Origin of the sequence: Alloalcanivorax venustensis ISO4 (genome assembly GCF_015356855.1) — a bacterium.
In the GTDB taxonomy this organism is placed as follows: Bacteria; Pseudomonadota; Gammaproteobacteria; order Pseudomonadales; family Alcanivoracaceae; genus Alloalcanivorax; species Alloalcanivorax venustensis.
This window is the reverse complement of the sequence record NZ_ARXR01000001.1, coordinates 100,717-118,439: the sequence shown is the minus strand read 5'-3', so window position 1 is coordinate 118,439 and position 17,723 is coordinate 100,717. Positions and strand designations below refer to the sequence as shown.

The window sequence follows — 17,723 nt, the reverse complement described above, 5'->3', positions numbered from 1 at the left end:
CTATGACTTCACGCACCACATTTATCTCACTTCTCGTTATCGGACTGCTGGTGGGTGCCGCCGGCGTATTGGGTCTTCAGAGGCTCTCCGGTGAGAAGGCAACCTCTGCCGTTCCCGATGAGGAGCCCTCCCTTAGCGCTTCCTACCAAAGCGGTCCCTTTCAATTGGGGGTCGAGATTGACCCGAAAACACCCCGGGTCGGTGAAAACGATCTGACCCTGGTATTGCTGGATGACTCTGGAGAGCCGGTCAGCGGTGCCGCCATCAAGGCGGTGGCGGAAATGCCCGCCATGGGCGCCATGCCCGCCATGCAGGCTCCGGCCGATATGCAGGAGATTGAGCCCGGTCTCTACCAGGGCACCTTTGAGCCCTCCATGGACGGTAGCTGGCCGCTGACCTTGCAAATCAGCAAGGAAGGCGTGGGATCCTCGCGGGCCAATTTTGATCTGGCCGTCGGACGAAAGGGCTTGCAGCCAGCCGGAGGCGTGACTGCTTTGAAGCGACAACAGGCGGGCGCCATGGGCAAGAACAGTGACGGCGAGTTGCCCTACCGCAGTGGCCCCTATCGCCTGGATGTGTCGATTGACCCTACCACGCCACGTGTGGGAGAGAACATCCTGAGCGTGGCTCTGCGCAATGCCGACGGTGCCCCACTGGACAACGCCGACATCAAAGCGGTGGCGGAGATGCCCGCCATGGGCGCCATGCCCGCCATGCAGGCTCCGGCCGATATGCAGGCGATCGAGCCCGGTCTCTACCGCGGCACCTTTGAACCCGCCATGGGCGGTAGTTGGCCGCTGACTCTAAAGATTGAGGCGCCGGGTATGCCAGCTCGGCAAATCAGCTTTGATTTGGCCGTCGGTCGCGAAGGCCTCCAACTGGCCTCCGGTGCCAGCCGAACCGACGGTGGCGGCATGGCCGAGGAGGCACCACCGGGTACGGTGACCCTGGACAATCGTCGTCGCCAGTTGATCGGTGTGGAAACCGCCGAGGCACAAACCTTGGCTATGACCCGCGCCATCCGCGCGGAAGGGCGGATTGCCTACGACGATACCCAACTGGCGGACGTCAGCCTCAAGTTTGATGCCTGGGTCGGCGAGCTCTACGCCGATTACGTGGGGGTTTACGTGGAAAAGGGAGAGCCCCTGTTTACCGTTTATGGTCCGGCGCTGCTCGCCGCTCAGCAGGAGTATCTGCAGTTGAAGCGCCGCAGTGGCGCCTCACAAACTTTGGTGACCGCCGCTCGAAAACGGCTTGCACTGTGGGACATGACCGACGCGGAAATCACCACCCTGGAAAAACGAGGAGAGCCCCTCGATTACGTCACCATGCACGCGCCCATCAGTGGCACAGTGGTGGCCAAGAATGTGGTGGAAGGGACCGCCCACAAGGCCGGGATGACGCTTTTGCGTATTGCCGATCTCTCCCAGGTCTGGGTGGAGGCTGATATCTACGAGGGCGAACTGCCCCTGGTGACGGAGGGCATGCCCGTTACCGTGACGCTTCCTTATCTGCCCGGTGAACAGTTTGAGGGCCAAGTGGACTACATTTACCCCTATTTGGACGACGTCAGCCGTACGGGGCGAGTGCGCCTTAGCGTCGCCAACCCTGAAGGTCGTCTCAAGCCCAATATGTACGCCGAAGTGAAGCTTAAGGCCGATCTTGGGCAGCGAGTGGCCGTGCCGGAAGAGGCGGTAATTATCGCGGGTGAACTGCGTGTGGTGTTCGAGGACCTGGGAGAGGGTCGGCTGGCACCGCGCAAAGTGCAAACCGGTCAACGGGCCGGCGGTTACATCGAAATCATCGAGGGGGTCGAGGCGGGTGACCGCGTGGTCACCTCCGGTAACTTCCTGATCGCCTCCGAGAGCCGACTCAAAGGAGGCATGGAGCAATGGTAAACGACGTACATAAGCATCCGCCCGCTCATCCCCCGGCCGAAGGGGAGGGGATTGGCTGGTTGCAGCGAATTATTGGCTATTGTGCCCGCAAACCCCTGATTACCTTGGTGGCCGTGCTTGCCCTGACCTTTGGCGGCTGGCAGGCGTTACAGCGGGCACCGTTGGATGCTATCCCTGACCTGTCAGACGTGCAGGTGATTGTCTTCACCGACTGGCCCGGGCGCAGCCCGGACCTGGTGGAGGACCAGATCACCTATCCTCTGACCACCTCCTTGCTGTCTGCGCCGGGAGTAAACTATGTGCGCGGCCAGAGCATGTTCGGCCTGTCGTTTGTCTATGTGATTTTCGACGATGGCGTGGACATGTACTGGGCCCGCTCGCGGGTACTGGAGTACCTCAACGGTGCCGCCGCCGAGTTGCCGGAGGGGGTCACTCCGACTTTGGGGCCGGATGCTACGGGTGTCGGTTGGGTCTACCAATATGCACTGAGAGATACGTCTGGCAACCACAGCCTGGCGGATCTGCGCTCACTGCAGGATTTCAATTTACGCTATGCCCTGGAAGCGGTTGAAGGGGTCGCCGAGGTGGCCTCCATCGGTGGGTTCCAGCGTGAATACCAGATCAGTCTCGACCCGAACAAACTCGCCTCTTACGACATCCCCCTCAAACGGGTCACTGAGGCGGTTGGGGACTCCAACCAGGATGTAGGTGGACGCATTCTTGAGGTGGCAGGCCACGAGCAGTTTATTCGCGGGCGGGGTTATGTGAAGTCCGTAGCGGATCTGGAAACAGTGGTGTTAAAAACCACGGCTGAGGGTGTACCGATCACGGTAAAAGACGTCGGTCACGTGGCATTGGGACCGGCTATGCAGCGCGGTCAGGCGGAGCTGGACGGCGAGGGCGTAGCCGTGGGCGGTATTGCGGTAATGCGTTATGGCGAGAACGCCCTGGAAGTTATTGACAAGGTCAAGCAGCGCCTGGAAGAGATCAAGCCCGGGCTCCCTGAAGGTGTCGAAATTGTGCCGGTCTATGATCGCTCGATTTTGATCAACGAAGCCGTTGACACGCTGACCTCGACACTGATTAAGGAGATCCTGATTGTCTCCCTGATTATCGGCGTTTTTCTGTTACACGTGCGCTCTACGCTGGTGGCCGCGATTACTCTCCCGGTAGCGGTGCTGATGTCCTTCATCCCCATGTATTTTCAGGGGCTGACCGTCAACATCATGTCTTTGGGCGGCATTGCGGTGGCCATTGGCGCCATGCTGGATGCGGCGATTGTCATTATCGACAATATCCACAAACGGTTGGCCCGGTGGGAGAGTGACGACGCCGACCCCGAGGAAAAGGCCAAGTCCCGACGGGACGTGATTATTGAGGCCATGCAGCAGGTAGGCCCCAGCATCTTTTTCTCGCTGGCAATCATCACCATCTCCTTTATGCCGGTGTTCGTCCTGGAAGGCACAGAAGGGCGCATGTTCAAGCCTCTGGCTTTTACCAAGACCTATTCCATGGCATTTGCGGCGTTCCTGTCCATCACTCTGGTGCCGGCCCTCGCGGTATGGCTGATTCGCGGCAAGATCCGTGCTGATCGCAGTAAGTTGAACCAGTGGCTGGTGGCTGCGTACCGGCCTGTGGTGGCTTTCGCCGCGCGTTTTCGGTGGGGAGTCATCGTGGGAGCGGTGTTGCTATTGCTGATCACGATCATTCCCTTCCGGCAATTGGGCAACGAGTTTATGCCACCTCTGAACGAGGGCTCGGTTCTCTTTATGCCCACCGCGCTGCCGGGAATGTCCATTTCCGAGGCCACCCAGACCATGCAGACTATGGACCGGATCATTGCCGACATTCCCGAAGTGGAGCATGTTTTCGGCAAGGTTGGTCGCTCCACCAGCGCGACCGATCCCGCGCCGTTATCCATGGTGGAAACGGTCATTACCTTGAAGCCGGAGGACCAGTGGCGCGAGGGCATGACGTGGGACGGTCTGATTCAGGAGATGGACTCGAAACTCAAGTTTCCGGGAATGCCCAATATTTTTTGGATGCCCATACAGACTCGCACCGAAATGCTCGCGACCGGTATTCGTTCAGCGTTGGGCATCAAGGTGTTTGGTCCGGACCTGGCCACTATCGAAAAAACGGGCATCGCCATTGAAAAAGCGTTGCAGGAGGATGAGCGCACCGCCGATGCCACCCGCAGCGCCTTTGCCGAGCGCAGCACCGGTGGGTACTTTCTGGATTTCACCGTCAACCGAAGTGCTGCGGCTCGCTTTGGCCTCAACGTTGGCGATGTGGAACGGGTGATCATGGCGGCCATGGGGGGGACTGTGGTGTCGCAAACCGTGGAGGGGCGCGAGCGCTACAACATCCTGGTGCGCTACGCCCGGGATTACCGCGACAACGTGGAAGCGCTGGAGCGAGTACTGGTGCCCACTCCTTCCGGGGAGCAGATTCCCATCGCCCAGGTGGCGGACATTGAGTTTCAAACCGGGCCGCCTTCCATTCGCAGTGAGGACGGGCAACTTGTGGGATTCGTCTTTGTGGACGTCAAAAGCGAAGTCGGTATTGCCGATTATGTCGAACAGGCCAAGCAGGTGGTTGGCGACCAGGTCGATGTGCCGGACGGTTATCGGCTGGCTTGGGCGGGGCAGTTCCAGTATTTTGAGCGGGCCAAAGCCAAACTCCAATTGCTGGTTCCGATCACGCTGTTCCTGATTTTCTTCATGCTCTTTATGCACCGAGGCTCCCTCGTAGAGACCCTGCTGGTGATGCTGAGTGTGCCCATTTCGCTGAGCGGGGCCGTCTGGCTGATGTGGTGGCTGGACTTTAACCTCAGTGTCGCCGTCTGGGTGGGCATGATTGCCGTTGCGGGGCTCGCCGTGGAGCTCGGGTTGCTGATGATGGTGTATCTGGATATCGCCTGGCGGGACAGGGAGGCCGAGCGCCGACTCAATACCCGTGGAGATATGACCGAAGTCGTCCAGAGCGGCGCCGGCCAACGCATCCGGCCCATGCTGATGACCGGGCTGTCGACCTTTATCGGGTTGGTGCCGATCCTGTTCGCCAGCGGTACCGGCGCGGACGTGATGCAGCGCATCGCCGCGCCCATGGTCGGCGGGGTGATTTCTGCCCTGTTGATGGTGCTGGTGGTATACCCGGCAATCTTCATGCTATGGCGGGGACGCGGTCTGCCCAAGGGGGCACCGACACCACCGCTGAAAACTTAATGCGTCATCGCCGTCCGGTACCGATCCGTACTTTCGGTACCGGGCGGCGGTACTTTCGGTACTCTACTTACTTTAACTGGAGGCAACCCATGAAAAATTTGATGCGTTCATTTTTACTTTTAGCATTTACATTTCTGGCAAACACCGCCTTGGCTGCCGAACAAGCTTCGGCTGGGATGATGCAAGACTCCGGCATGATGGGCGCTGGTTTTATGTTGGCGTGTATCGTCTTGCTGATCCTGCTGTTCATTGCCTTGGTTCTGGCGATCCTGTCCATGATTAAGTACCTGTTCTTCAGTAAATCCAAAAAAGGAGACCGTTCATGACAACCTTTCTGCGTTGGAAAAGGCGATACACATCGATCCTCAGAGGGGCGTTGATGGTGACCGTTTACTTGGCCAGCTTGCCGTCGGTGCAGGCCGCCGAAACCGTTGATGCGACGCTGTACAAAAATCCGAGTTGCCGGTGCTGCGACCAATATGCTGCGTACTTGCGCCAGTACGACTATGAGATCAAGGTGACTGAAACCCCCAACTTGAGGCAGTTCAAAGCCGAGCATGGCGTACCGTCCCGCTTACAAAGTTGTCATACCATGCTGCTCGATGGGTACGTGATCGAGGGTCATGTTCCGGTGGGGGTTATTAACAAGCTCCTGGACGAACGGCCAGAGATCCGCGGTGTATCGCTTCCCGGCATGCCCCAGGGGTCGCCGGGAATGTCTGGGCAAAAGCGGGAGCCTTTTGTGATTTATGCGATTACGGATGACGAAATGTCGATCTACGCCACTGATTGAAACAGAGGTCACCGTCATGGCGAAGAGCGAGAAAGAGAACGGTCCGGGGCGAGGCGCCCGAGTGCGCAATTTGCGTCAGTGGTTCAGGCGCCGTCCCATTGCCGTCGCGGTCTGCCTGGTGGCATTGATAGGTCTCGCGCTCGGTTGGAACTGGCTGGCGGCGAGCGGGTTGCTCGTCGTGGCCCTGGTTGGCCTGGGGTGTCTGATGATGTGCGTTTTGGGCATGCACAGCGGGCACGATAAAGGAGACGAAAACTAAACGCTCCGAAAACCGGCGTTTCCCATGGAATGTCGGGAGAGCCCAACCACCGCACCTGTGAGGGTATCAAACGATGAATGAACTTATGGGCCATGCGGGGCTATGGGGCATTGCACTGATTGTTATTGCATTGGTCTCCTGGATGTTTTATCGGTATTTTGCGCCGAAAAGCTGGCGTGAATGGGCGGGTGCCGGGTTGGTGCAAGCTTTCATCATCGCACTTTATGCCGAGATGTACGGCTTTCCACTGACGATTTATCTACTGGTGCGGTTCTTCGGGCTGGATAGCGATTACGTTAGCGCCAACCTGTGGGCCACCCTGATAGGGTTGGGTGAAACCGGCATGCTGATCTCCATGTTGCTTGGCTATGCACTCGCTTTCATCGGCATTGGCCTACATTGTTCTCGGTTGGGTTGTTTCCGCTTATTGTATTTGCCTACTACCGGCTGGCGCAGCGAGAGGAGCGGCAAGTGATGGAGCGGTTCGGTGACGCCTACAGGGCCTACCAGCGACGGGTTCCATGTTCCTGCCTGGTTGGCGTCAATGGCGGCAGCTCGCGGATGCCTCGCTGGACGAAACCGATCACAAAAATTCTGAATGATGTTTCGCGAGTCAGATTCCCCGGCTAGGGAAGATTTGCGACTCTGGCGAGAATGTCTAGACTTGAAACTAGCGTTTCGTCTAGGCATCCATGGCAGGGGGCCCGAAGCCCTTTGGCAATAGCAGATTAAAATTTCAGCCTCTGAGGCAGAGTAAACTTGAGAAGTTAGAAGTTATGAGCGCTACACAACAATACTTACTGCTGCTGGGATTGGCACTGGGTATCCTGGGCGCGGTGTTAAGCCTGTATGGTTTAGCCCGTAGTGTGGGTCCAACACGGCAGGAACCTGGCAAGGATGTGCCGGCAAGCGCCGGAGTGCTGTCGCGGGCTCCGGTCTGGGGACGTTATCATGCGCGCTATTACGGTTATGCATTGCTGTTTTTGGCGTTCGATATGGAGATGGCCTACATGTACCCTTGGGCGGTTGTGTTCAAGGAAGTAGGGCTGGTTGCTTTACTTGACATGGGCGTGTTTCTTGCGATTCTCTTTCTTGGGTTGCTTTACGGATGGAGTCAGGGCGCTCTGAGGCGGCAATGATGACCGAGGTCGCAACGACACTTGCAGGCGCACGCAAAGGGCGTCCATCTATCCTGCGAAGGTGGGTTGGGCAGGCTCTGGCGCGCAATTTGAGCTGCCTGGTAGTCCCTGGGCCGGAAGTGGCCCTGGCGCATGGGCTGAACCTGGCGGCCGCAGACATGCGCATCGCCGCCACGCCGCGCGATGCCACTGTGCTCCTGGTTGTCGGTGAGCTATCTCAGAAGTTGGACGAGGCCACCGCAGTGCTCTATGCCCAGATGCCTAGGCCGCGAGCTATTCTAGTGCTCGGTGGGTCAGAACCTTCGTCTTTGCCTAAAGCTGACGTTTCCGCGGATCTCTCACAAACCGAACTGATGGAGGCGGCCACTCGGCTGCAGCGGTTGCTGGCTGAAGACGCCTTCGCCGCCTCGCCTGACGATTTTGACTCATCAATCCTGCAAACCAAAACTGAGTACGTCTGCCCCATGCACCCGGAAGTGGTGGAGGACGAACCAGGTAGCTGTCCCAAATGCGGCATGGATTTGGTGGCGCGCGAAGCCGGCGGCGACGCGGATGCTGGGGAGCACGACCATTCCGGCCACGGTCACGGCGATCATGATCACGGAGACCACGACCACGGCAGCTCGGGATTCATGTCCATGGTCGAGGTTACCAAAGACCTGCCTCGCAGCGCTGACGGTTTGGCAATGGACTGGCTTGAGGTGCCCTTCGGCCCCTGCTTTCCCGGTTTGCCGGGAGGATTGAGACTGACCTTGACGCTCGACGGTGACGGGGTGACCGAGGGCCAAGCGACATCTCTGGTAGCTATGGGCACCCCCTCTGAAGAGGTGGCGGTCGAAACCTTCATCGAGCGCCTGGCGGCGGCCACGCCGTTGGCACCGGTAAGTTACCGCCTCTTGGCCTGCCGCGCTATCGAGCAGGCGGCTGGTCTGGAGCCAGATCCGGCCGTCGAGCGGGGCCGGGCGGCCGCTCTTGAGCGAGAGCGCATCGCCAGCCATCTGGGCTGGCTGGCCCAGTTGGGCCGCCAGCTCAGCTTTGTCTGGTTGACACGTCGTGCGGCGGCTTTGCAATTGGAAACCCAGCGCGCCGACGGGGAGCAGCTTGTTGTCCTGCGGCCGGCGCTGCAGGCGCTCATCGCACGGCTCGAGCATACGCCCCTTCTCAAAGCGCGCTTGAAAGGCATCGGCGCTTTGCCCCACGGCTCCCAGGATCTAAGAGGCCCGGTGGCACGCGCCTCCGGCCGGACCGAAGATGCCCGCCAGGCGGACGCAATGTATTGCGAGCTGGGTTTCGAGCTGTACATTGAGGGCGCTGGGGACGCCTGGGCGCGTTTCCGGCAGCGGCATGTTGAGATCGTGACCAGTCTCGATCTCGTAGAGGCCGCCGGAGACCCTGAGCTCCCCAAGCTGCGAGCCATCGACAGCCCTTCCGGAACGGGGGAGGCGACCGTGGAAACGCCGCGCGGCCGCTCCACATTGCAGCTGACCCTGGAGCGAGGGCAGGTGGTATCGGTCGAGCTGGACGGCGCCTGCCGCCAACATATCGGCCTGGCCGCCGACCTGGTCGAAGGTCAGGAATTGGGTGATGCCTTGGTGGCGGTCGGGTCACTGGATCTCTCGCCCTGGGAGGTGAGCTCATGACTGTCGCCATAGTGTTGCTCACACTGTTGGTTGGCGCTTGGTTACTGGCTGTGATTGAGGCCTGGCTCACGACCGGCCGCCTGCGACCGGTCGCCCCGCTGCTTGCGGGCCTGTCGCACCTGGGCCGCGAGTCCATCTTGGCGCGCAAGCCCGACCGGCTGTTTTTCGAGACCGCACCAGTGTTGTTGCTGGTGGTGGCGGTGCTCGGTGCTGCCGTACTTCCGCTGACGCCGGATCTGGTCATTGCTGATCTGGCCACCGGCGCCTTGTTTCTCAACGCGGTGCTTGCCTATGTGTTGGTATCGCTGATCATGGCTGGTTGGGGCCCGAACGGCGCCTACGCGATGATAGGTGGCTGGCGTTTTCTCGGCCAACTTATCGCCTACTCCATGCTTATCGTCATGCCCATTACGGCGACCGCCATGCGCGCCGAGTCCCTGTTGAACAGCGTCATCGTCGAGTCTCAGGCCGGTTTATGGAACATCGTTTACCAACCGCTGGGGTTTGTGTTGTTTTTCATCGCCGCTATGGCGTTGGCGTTCCGCTCACCCTTCGACCTGCCTACCGCACCCGGCGAGTTAGCCGGCGGGGTCGACGCCGAATACACCGGCGTGCGCCTGACAGTGTTGCGGCTAGCACGATTGGTGATGCTAATCACCCTGTCTGCCGCGACTACGGTGTTCTTTCTCGGTGGCTGGCAGGGGCCGCTTTTGCCGCCCTGGGCCTGGAGCCTGATCAAGACTCTGGCGGTAGCCGTATCGATGTTGCTGGTTGGCTACTATTTGCCGCGTATTCGCGAGGCGGATCTGCTGGGTTGGTGCTGGAAGTTTGGAATCCCCCTGGCGCTGCTCAATATTTTGATAGTCGGATTGCTCATCCTGGTGGTGCCCTAATGGTTGCACAGGCTTTTTTTGTCGGCGTATTCGGGCTGGCTGCGATCGGTTTCGGTGTGGCGGTGTTCCGTACCGCGTCTATGGTGCGTTCTGCGCTGGCGCTGCTGTTTTCACAGGCCGCCGTGGGCTGCATGTTTCTGGCCATGCAGGCCGAATTTCTGGGCGTGCTGCAGATTATGATGATGGCCACCGAAATGAGCATCATGGCCATCTTCATGGTGATGTTCATGATGGACCCCGGTGGGCTTGGCGGGATGGATATGAGCCACCAGAAGCGCTTTTCGATTGGTGCTGGAGCCATTGCCGCCACCACCGCCATCTCGGTAGCGCTGTTCTCTGATTGGGGGCCGATATTCGCCGAGGCGCCGGATGCTGCAATGCAAACGCGGGAGCTCGGTTTTGAAATGTTGGATCGCTCTATGCTGATTTTCGAGACCGCCGCTATCACCATCCTGACCGCAATGATCGCGGCTACGGCAGTAGCGATTCCGGTGCGCCAGCCCGGCGTCGACACAGGAAAGCTCGACAAGGAAAACGGTGATAAAGAACAGGAGGCTTCAAAATGACTCCGGTACTGATCCTGGCACTTCTGACCGGCGCCATTCTCTTTGGTGTCGGTATCTATGGCGCGCTCTCGCAGACTAACCTGGTCATGATAATGATGGGAGTGGAGCTGATTCTGGCGGGCGCGCTGGTGAACCTTGTGGCCTTCTGGCGCTTTCTGCATCCGGAGGTCTACGCCGGACAGATGTTTGTGCTGGTGGTAATGACGGTTATGGCAGTGGAGATGGCCGTCGGTTTCGGCGTCGCAATTGCACGCTTCCGGGCCAAGGGCTCGGTCGAGATGGAAGAGGCCGGAGACCTGCAGGGATGAGTGACCTGGTCTTGCCCATAGTGTTCCCTTTGCTTGCGGCCGCTGCCATTCTGCTGCTGCGCCGGGGAATGGTTATTTGGGCGCTGGTCGGGGTCGCACTTAGTTTGGCGGCAAGCCTTAAGCTTTTGGGGGCGGTCGCCAGTGGTGACTCCGCAACCCTGCTGCTGCCAGGCTTGCCGGATCTACCCTTGCGGTTGACCGCCGAGCCGTTAACCGCGTTGCTCAGTGTAGTGGTTGCCGCCGTGGCGACTTGCGTGTTGATTTATTCGGTAGGCTATATGAAGCGGGAGTCCGGCCTACCCCGCTTTTTTGCCGTTATGTCCTTGTTTGTTGCCGCCATGCAGGCCCTGGTTCTGGCCGGCGACTGGGTTCTGGTGCTCGCCGCCTGGGAGCTGATTGGCTTGTGCAGTTACCTGCTGATCGGTTTCTGGTTTCAGCGGCCCGAAGCGGCGAACGCCGCGAGCCGTGCCTTTCTCTACACCCGCAGTGCCGATCTTGGTCTGTACATCGCGATATTCACCCTCATGGGGGCGGCGGGCACCAGCGAGATCGCCGCCACCCTGAATGTCGACGGAGACACCGCCGTGGCGGCCGGGCTTTTGTTGCTGCTCGCTATCATGGGCAAGTCTGCCCAGATCCCCCTCCAGGACTGGCTTATGCGTGCCATGGCGGGGCCCACACCGGTGTCGGCGTTGTTGCACTCGGCGACACTGGTGGCAGCAGGTGCCATTTTACTGATCCGTGTAGCGCCGCTGCTGACGCCGGAAGTTTTGCTCGCTATTGGGCTGGTGGGCGGTATTACTACCGTGGCGGCAGGTCTGATTGCGCTTGCCGAACGTGACCTCAAGCGCCTGCTGGCGGCCTCAACCGCCAGTCAGTATGGTCTGATGCTGATTGCGGTCGGCGCCGGGGTGCCGCTGGCGGCGTTGTTGCATCTGCTTGCCCATGCCGCCATCAAGAGTGGCCTGTTTTTAGCAGCCGGTGAATTTCAGCATGCGCGCGGCGGCACGGCTCTGGAGCGCTTGCGTGGTGTAGGGCGCGTCCGGCCCTGGACTTTCTTCGGCTTCGCATTGGCAGCGCTGGCCCTAGTGGGTGCTCCACCGCTGAGCGGCTTCTTCTCAAAGGACGCGGTGATCGCCGCCGCACTGTCCGCGCCAAGTGTCGCCTGGCTCGCTCCCCTGGCACTGGCGGGCACACTGCTGACCGGTGCCTACTTGGCTCGCGCGCTGCGGCTGCTATGGCACGAGCGCGAGGAGGGTGAAAACGAAAACCGTTCGGTGGCCGGCGCCCGCTGGATGGGGCTGGGAGTATGGGCCCTGGTAATCCCAGCCGTCTTCCTGGGTCTGACCTTCGGTCCCATTGAAGCCTTGTTGGGTTTGCCCGGCCCTGGAGACCATGGCACTACCGCCATGCTGTTCGGGCTTCTCGCGGCAGCGGCCGGTCTGGCGCTGGGCTGGCTGGTACCGGCATCTCGCTTGCTTGGCCCTTTCCACCCCTGGGCACAATCGGGGCTGGTCATCGCCGGAGGGCTCTCCTTCTGGATCGGCCGACCAGCCATGGCCATTGCCTACGGCTGCCAGCGCCTGGAGCGTGGCCTATACGCGACCGTCCTGAGTGTCGGCCGCGGAGGCTTCTTCATTGCTCGAGGTTGCGGGCGCGTGGAACGAGGTTTGTATGCGGTGGTGTTGGGTACTGGCCGTGCCAGCTTGGCCGTGGCGCACTTGGTTCGGGTAGGAGATGAGCGCCGAATCGACGGCCTGATCTTCGCCCTGGTGGCCAGCGTACGAGGCTGGGGAGACCGCGCCCGCGTCCTGCAAAGCGGTTGGATTCACCACAGTCTGGCTATCAGCGCCGTGGTTACCGCCGTAACACTGATCATACTGCTTTCAGCCTCGTTGAGTTTCTAGAGGATAGCCATACTCATGCTACCAATTGTATCCCTTACTCTGTTTTTGCCGCTCGCCGGTGCCGCCCTGATTCTGGCCCTTCCGGGGCCGACGGCGCGAACCGTACACAGCATTGGTATTGGCACCGCCAGTTTAACTCTGGTCGGGGCGCTGGCCATGTGGCTGGAGGGAGTGAGCGGCGCGGGCTTTTCCCAAGTCGAAGAGCTCGAATGGATTCCGGCTATCGGTGCCGCCTACCGGGTCGGTGTGGACGGCATCAGCCTGCCCCTGGTGCTGCTGAGTGCTATGCTGTTTTTGGGGGCATTCATCTATGCTTCGTCGCTGCGCGAGCGCCCGCGCGCCTACGTGGCTTTGGTTCTGCTTCTAGAAACTGCAGCAATCGGCACCTTTGCCGCCCTCGACGGAATTCTGTTCTATGTGTTCTTCGAAGTCTCCCTGGTGTCGATGTATTTCATGATTGCCGGTTGGGGCCATGAGGACCGGCAGCGGGCGGCTCTGATGTTTTTTATCTACACGCTTCTGGGCAGCCTGCCGTTATTGCTCGCCATCCTGGGGCTTTACCTCGGCAGTCCCGATCCCAGCTTCGACATGCGCGCCTGGATCGCTAATCCACCGCTGGAAGGGGCTGCGGCCATGTGGGCGCTGGTCGCCATGCTGGTTACTTTTGCGGTCAAGATCCCCGCCGTACCGTTGCACACTTGGTTACCTGCCGCCCACGTCCAGGCGCCGACTGTCGGCAGTGTCATCCTGGCCGGCATCATGCTGAAATTTGGAACCTACGGGCTGGTTCGCTTCGCCCTACAAATGACTCCCGAGGCGTTCCACGAAGCCGGCGTCGTTGTCCTGGTGTTCGGTGTCATCGGCGCGCTCTATGGCGCCTTCGCCGCTCTGGCGCAGACCGATCTCAAGCGTCTGGTGGCCTATACGTCGATTAACCACATGGGCTATGTGATCATCGGCGTCGCCGTGGCTGCACTGGCTCTGGACCCTTCAGTGCGTGCCACCGCACTCGATGGCGCCGTCCTGCAGATGTTCAGTCACGGTTTGGTTACCGGTGCATTGTTCTTCCTGGTGGGGATGATTCAGGAGCGCGCACATACTCGCGAGATGGGCGAATTTGGCGGCCTACTAAAAACGGTTCCGCTGTTGGGCTGGTCCTTTATGTTGGCGGCCTTTGCGTCGCTGGGCCTGCCTGGTCTGGCGCACTTTCCAGGGGAGTTCCAGATATTTCTGGGTACGCTTGGTAGTGTGCCCGCCGCCGTCGTGTCGATACTGGGCCTTGCTATCATTGCGGGTACCTTTCTCAAAGCGATTCGCGAAACCTTTCTTGGCGAGCCTCAGTCACGTTGGCATAGCATGCCCGACCTGAGTTTGCGCGAAGTGCTCGCGCTGGCGCCATTACTGGTTCTCACCGTAGCTACCGGGGTGGCACCATCCTGGGTGCTGGACACCATTCACCGGACTACCTCGGCGTTGGTGCTATAATGGGGCGTGATCTGGCATTGTTAATTCCCGAGATCGCTGTGCTGCTAGCCGCAGTCAGCGCGCTGATTGCAGAAATACTGCGCAGGCCTCGAGCTTCGCTGGCTCTCGCCATGCTGGGCCTGTTCGTCGCCACGGGACTGACCATACGTTTGGTGGGTACAGACACCACCGTATTCGGTGGCAGTTTTCGGATAGACGCGCTCAGCATCTGGGCAAAGCTGATTTTATTGCCGGCGACGATGCTGTCTTTGCTGCTGGCGAGCGCGGAAGTGCGCGGCACCGTGCGTGAGGGCACGGTCTACAGTTTATTATGTTTAGCTACCGTTGGTGCTCTTATTCTAGCCGGCGCCGGCGATATGATGTTTCTGGTTCTGGGCCTGTTGCTCACCAGTTTGGCGACCTTTGCTCTGGTGGCCTACCCGGACGACGATCCTGCCACCGAAGCCGCCATGAAATACTTTGTGTTTGGTTCGGTGGCTGGCGCGGTGATGATCTTTGGTCTCACGTACTGGTTCGGTGCCGCCGGCTCCACAATGATTGCCGACCTTGAGGGTACGGAGGCCATCCCTTTGGCTGTCATATTCGGTTTGGTGGCGGTTATTGTCGGTCTTGGCTATAAAGCATCTCTGGTTCCATTTCATTTTTGGGTGCCGGATGCCTATGAAGGTGGGCCCTTATCGGTTGCAGCCTTCCTGTCTGTGGTGCCCAAGGTGGGCGCGTTGTTTGCGCTAACTCAAGTGTTTCGTGACCTGCCTTCCGAAAGCGGTGGGCCCGCTGTTATCGCGGGACTAGCCGTACTGAGTATGACCTACGGTTACCTTGCCGCGTTGGTGCAGGATAATGTTGTTCGACTGCTGGCTTACTCATCTATTGCCCAGTCCGGGTACTTCCTCCTGGGTATTGTGGCGCTGGGCGAAAGTTCTTTTGCTTTGCCATCAATCATTTTTTTCGCTGCCGCGTACGCCGCTATGAATCTGGGGGCTTTCGCCGTTATCGCTGCGGTTGGGCGTACGCTAAACGATTTCAACGGCCTGGGGCGCGCTCAACCACTGGTGGGAGTCGCCATGGTACTTTTCCTGCTCTCGCTGGTAGGCATTCCGCCACTCGCTGGTTTCGTTGGCAAATTCCTGCTCTTTGCCGCTGCTATCCATGCGCAGTTTACCTGGTTGGCTGTAGTGGCGATTCTCAACAGTGTGCTCGCTCTCGCAGTATATATGCGTATTATCGTGCCTATGTATAGGCAAGAAGAGGTGCCTCATGACGCTGCTAGTATTTGGATCGATATCGTGACGCTAACGGCGCTGTTAGCCACGGTTACTATTGGACTGGCCGCCCAGTTCTTCTTTGTGAAGTCGATGGCATAGCGCATTCTCGGCGTCGTTCCTAGACAGATACTTGTTGTGTTTACCGTTACTTCTGATATCTCGCTCATCATCTTTCCCAGAGAAGTCAGAAGCTTCAATGTTATTTGCTGCCGCTATGCCGGCGGCGGGGGCGAGAAAGTATGGATTCGATAACGCAGGCGGCCCTGGGGGGCGCCCTGGGCGGGGCGGTGCTGGGGCACCGGTTCGGGCGCGCCGCGGTGGTCGCCGGCGCGCTGCTCGGCACTCTGCCGGACATGGACGTGCTGATCGACTATGGCGATGCGGTGGCCAACTTTTCCCAGCACCGTGGTTTCAGCCATTCGCTGTTGGTGCTGGTGCCCCTGGCGGTGGTGCTGGCGGCGCTACTCAGTCGTTGGCAGCGCAGCGTATCGTTCCGCCGCTGGCTGACCTTCACCGGCGCCATCCTGATCACGCACCCGTTGCTGGACGCCTTCACCACCTACGGCACCCAACTGCTCTGGCCGCTGGGGCCGCCGGTGGCCTGGCACACCATTTTTATTATCGACCCGCTCTACACGCTGCCGCTGCTGGTGGCGGTGATCATCGTCCTGGTCCGGCCGCCGGCGATCCGCGCGTTGACGGTGGGGCTGGCGCTGTCGAGCCTGTACCTGGCCTGGAGCCTGGCGGCGCAGCAGTGTGGAGAACGGCATCGGCTGCACCAGGCGCTGGCCGGCACCGGCTACCAGACGGCGCCGCGCATGGTGCAGCCGATGCCGTTCTCCACGCTGCTGTGGCGGGCCACGGTGCTGCACCGCGAAGAACGCCTGGAGATCGTCACCGGGCTGCTGGACGGCGATGTGCCGCTGCATATTGAAGGCTTTCCGCGGGACGCCAATCTGGTCGCCTCGGCCAAGCAGCTGGACGACGGCCGCCGTCTGGAATGGTTCACCGGCGGCTTTCTGGATTACCGGTTGGAGGACGGGCGGCTGGTGGCCACCGACATCCGCCTCGGCGTGCCCGGCGCCCACCCCTTCCAGTTCGTGATCGCCGAGGCCCAGGGCGGGCCCGACAACCTGGCTTGGCAGGCGGTGCGCAGCACGCGCCTGGCCCGGCCGATGGTCAACGAAGACGCCTGGCCGGCCCTGTTTCGCCGCACCCTGGGGCTTAGTCCGGTGCTGTGCCTGCGTGAACTCAAGCTGGCGTCGTCGGGCGCTGCCTGCGAGGGGACGCTGCCGCCGTTGGGCTCGCAGTGAGCCGGGTTACTCCCAGCCGGCCAGCACCAGCTTGCCGATGGTCTTGCCGGACTCGATGCGCCGGTGCGCCTCTTTGAGGTTGGCGGCGTTGATCGGCCCCAGGGACTCCGAGAGCGTGGTCTGTAGCACGCCTTCTTCCACCAGCCGGGCGGTGGCGCGCAGGATCTCGCCCTGGCGCTCCATGTCCACGCCGAACAGGGCGCGGGTGAACATGAACTCCCAGGCGAAGCGGGCGCTCTTCGGTTTCAGCGGGTTCACGTCCAGGGGGCCGCGCGCGTCGACGATGGTGACGATGCCGCCCAGCGGCGCGACCAGCTCGCAGACGTCGCTCCAGTAGGCGTCCGGTTCCTGGGCCAGCAGGATGGCGTCCACCTGCTCGATGCCCAGCCCTTTCATGGGCTCGCGCAGGCCGTTGCGGTAGTCGATGGTGTGGGTGGCGCCCATGGCGGTGCACCAGTCCGCCGAGGTCTGACGTCCGGCGGTGGCGATCACCGTCATGCCGAAGTGGCGGGCGGCCAGCTGGGTGGCGATGGAGCCGACACCGCCGGCGCCGCCCACCATCAGCAGGGTCTTGCCGGCGGCGTTTTCCGGAGTCAGGCCGAGCTGGTCGGTGAGGCTTTCCCAGGCGGTGAGCACGGTCAGCGGCAGGGCGGCGGCTTCCTGCATGCCGGTGCCTTCGGGCATCTTCGCCACCAGGCGCTCGTCCACGCACTGGTACTGGGCGTTGCTGCCCTGGCGCTGCATGGCGCCGGCGTACCAGACCCGGTCGCCGGGCAGGAAGTCGCGGACTTCGGCGCCTACCGCTTCCACCCGACCGGCGGCATCATAGCCGAGTACTTTATGGCCCTTCTCCGCCAGGGGGCGTTGGCGTACCTTGGTGTCCACCGGGTTGACCGATACCGCCTCCACCGCCACCAGCAGGTCGCGGGGGCCTGGTTTGGGCTGTTCCAGCTGGATGTCTTCCAGGGCGTGGACGTCTTCGATGGCGCGGGGTTGGTTAAAGCCGACGGCCTTCATAGGGTCTCCGTGG

16 protein-coding genes are annotated in these 17,723 nt (G+C 60.7%); 15 read left to right on the top strand and 1 reads right to left on the bottom strand.

Features of this window, described 5'->3' with window-relative positions; translation table 11 throughout:
* The first annotated feature begins 2 nt into the window (after nt 1-2).
* The 15 genes from ISO4_RS00515 to ISO4_RS00445 all read left to right on the top strand — a co-directional run bounded on the left by ISO4_RS00515 (nt 3) and on the right by ISO4_RS00445 (nt 16,693).
* Entirely contained in the window at nt 3-1,898 is a 1,896-nt protein-coding gene (locus ISO4_RS00515) for an efflux RND transporter periplasmic adaptor subunit (RefSeq protein WP_194854787.1), read from the top strand.
* Nucleotides 1,892-5,125, top strand: a complete 3,234-nt coding sequence (locus ISO4_RS00510) for an efflux RND transporter permease subunit (RefSeq protein WP_194854786.1) — start codon at nt 1,892-1,894, stop codon at nt 5,123-5,125. Before ISO4_RS00515 ends, ISO4_RS00510 begins: the two co-directional genes overlap by 7 nt.
* A gap of 89 nt (nt 5,126-5,214) precedes the next feature.
* A complete protein-coding gene (locus ISO4_RS00505; protein ID WP_142947527.1) occupies nt 5,215-5,451 on the top strand; it encodes a hypothetical protein in 237 nt (78 codons plus the stop codon).
* On the top strand, nt 5,448-5,918 hold the full coding sequence (locus tag ISO4_RS00500; RefSeq protein ID WP_221929718.1) for a DUF411 domain-containing protein: 471 nt from the start codon (nt 5,448-5,450) through the stop codon (nt 5,916-5,918). Before ISO4_RS00505 ends, ISO4_RS00500 begins: the two co-directional genes overlap by 4 nt.
* Nucleotides 5,919-5,934: 16 nt before the next feature.
* A complete protein-coding gene (locus tag ISO4_RS00495) occupies nt 5,935-6,177 on the top strand; it encodes a cytochrome d ubiquinol oxidase subunit II (protein WP_142947526.1) in 243 nt (80 codons plus the stop codon).
* 73 nt (nt 6,178-6,250) lie between these two features.
* Nucleotides 6,251-6,652, top strand: a complete 402-nt coding sequence (locus ISO4_RS00490; protein WP_221929717.1) for a hypothetical protein — start codon at nt 6,251-6,253, stop codon at nt 6,650-6,652.
* Nucleotides 6,653-6,953: 301 nt separating this feature from the next.
* Complete coding sequence (locus ISO4_RS00485; RefSeq protein WP_142947525.1) at nt 6,954-7,316, top strand: NADH-quinone oxidoreductase subunit A; 363 nt, start codon at nt 6,954-6,956, stop codon at nt 7,314-7,316.
* A 158-nt stretch (nt 7,317-7,474) separates the two neighbouring features.
* Entirely contained in the window at nt 7,475-8,956 is a 1,482-nt protein-coding gene (locus ISO4_RS00480; RefSeq protein ID WP_221929716.1) for a heavy metal-binding domain-containing protein, read from the top strand.
* On the top strand, nt 8,953-9,849 hold the full coding sequence (locus ISO4_RS00475) for a complex I subunit 1/NuoH family protein (protein ID WP_142947524.1): 897 nt from the start codon (nt 8,953-8,955) through the stop codon (nt 9,847-9,849). Before ISO4_RS00480 ends, ISO4_RS00475 begins: the two co-directional genes overlap by 4 nt.
* Nucleotides 9,849-10,415 carry an NADH-quinone oxidoreductase subunit J family protein gene (locus tag ISO4_RS00470; protein ID WP_142947523.1) on the top strand — a complete coding sequence of 189 codons (567 nt, stop codon included), beginning with the start codon at nt 9,849-9,851 and terminating at the stop codon, nt 10,413-10,415. The genes ISO4_RS00475 and ISO4_RS00470 overlap by 1 nt, the downstream gene beginning before the upstream one ends.
* Complete coding sequence (gene nuoK, locus ISO4_RS00465) at nt 10,412-10,723, top strand: NADH-quinone oxidoreductase subunit NuoK (RefSeq protein WP_142947522.1); 312 nt, start codon at nt 10,412-10,414, stop codon at nt 10,721-10,723. Before ISO4_RS00470 ends, nuoK begins: the two co-directional genes overlap by 4 nt.
* On the top strand, nt 10,720-12,630 hold the full coding sequence (locus ISO4_RS00460) for an NADH-quinone oxidoreductase subunit 5 family protein (RefSeq protein WP_142947521.1): 1,911 nt from the start codon (nt 10,720-10,722) through the stop codon (nt 12,628-12,630). Before nuoK ends, ISO4_RS00460 begins: the two co-directional genes overlap by 4 nt.
* A gap of 15 nt (nt 12,631-12,645) precedes the next feature.
* Nucleotides 12,646-14,115: a complex I subunit 4 family protein gene (locus ISO4_RS00455; protein WP_142947520.1), complete on the top strand. Its 1,470-nt coding sequence runs from the start codon at nt 12,646-12,648 to the stop codon at nt 14,113-14,115.
* Nucleotides 14,115-15,479, top strand: a complete 1,365-nt coding sequence (locus tag ISO4_RS00450) for an NADH-quinone oxidoreductase subunit N (protein ID WP_142947519.1) — start codon at nt 14,115-14,117, stop codon at nt 15,477-15,479. The genes ISO4_RS00455 and ISO4_RS00450 overlap by 1 nt, the downstream gene beginning before the upstream one ends.
* A 140-nt stretch (nt 15,480-15,619) precedes the next feature.
* A complete protein-coding gene (locus tag ISO4_RS00445; protein WP_194854785.1) occupies nt 15,620-16,693 on the top strand; it encodes a metal-dependent hydrolase in 1,074 nt (357 codons plus the stop codon).
* 6 nt (nt 16,694-16,699) lie between these two features.
* Here ISO4_RS00445 and ISO4_RS00440 read toward each other — a convergent pair whose 3' ends face one another.
* The gene (locus ISO4_RS00440; protein WP_194854784.1) at nt 16,700-17,710 is read right to left on the bottom strand and encodes a zinc-binding alcohol dehydrogenase family protein; all 1,011 of its coding nucleotides are present in this window, start codon (nt 17,708-17,710) and stop codon (nt 16,700-16,702) included.
* Nucleotides 17,711-17,723: the final 13 nt, after the last annotated feature.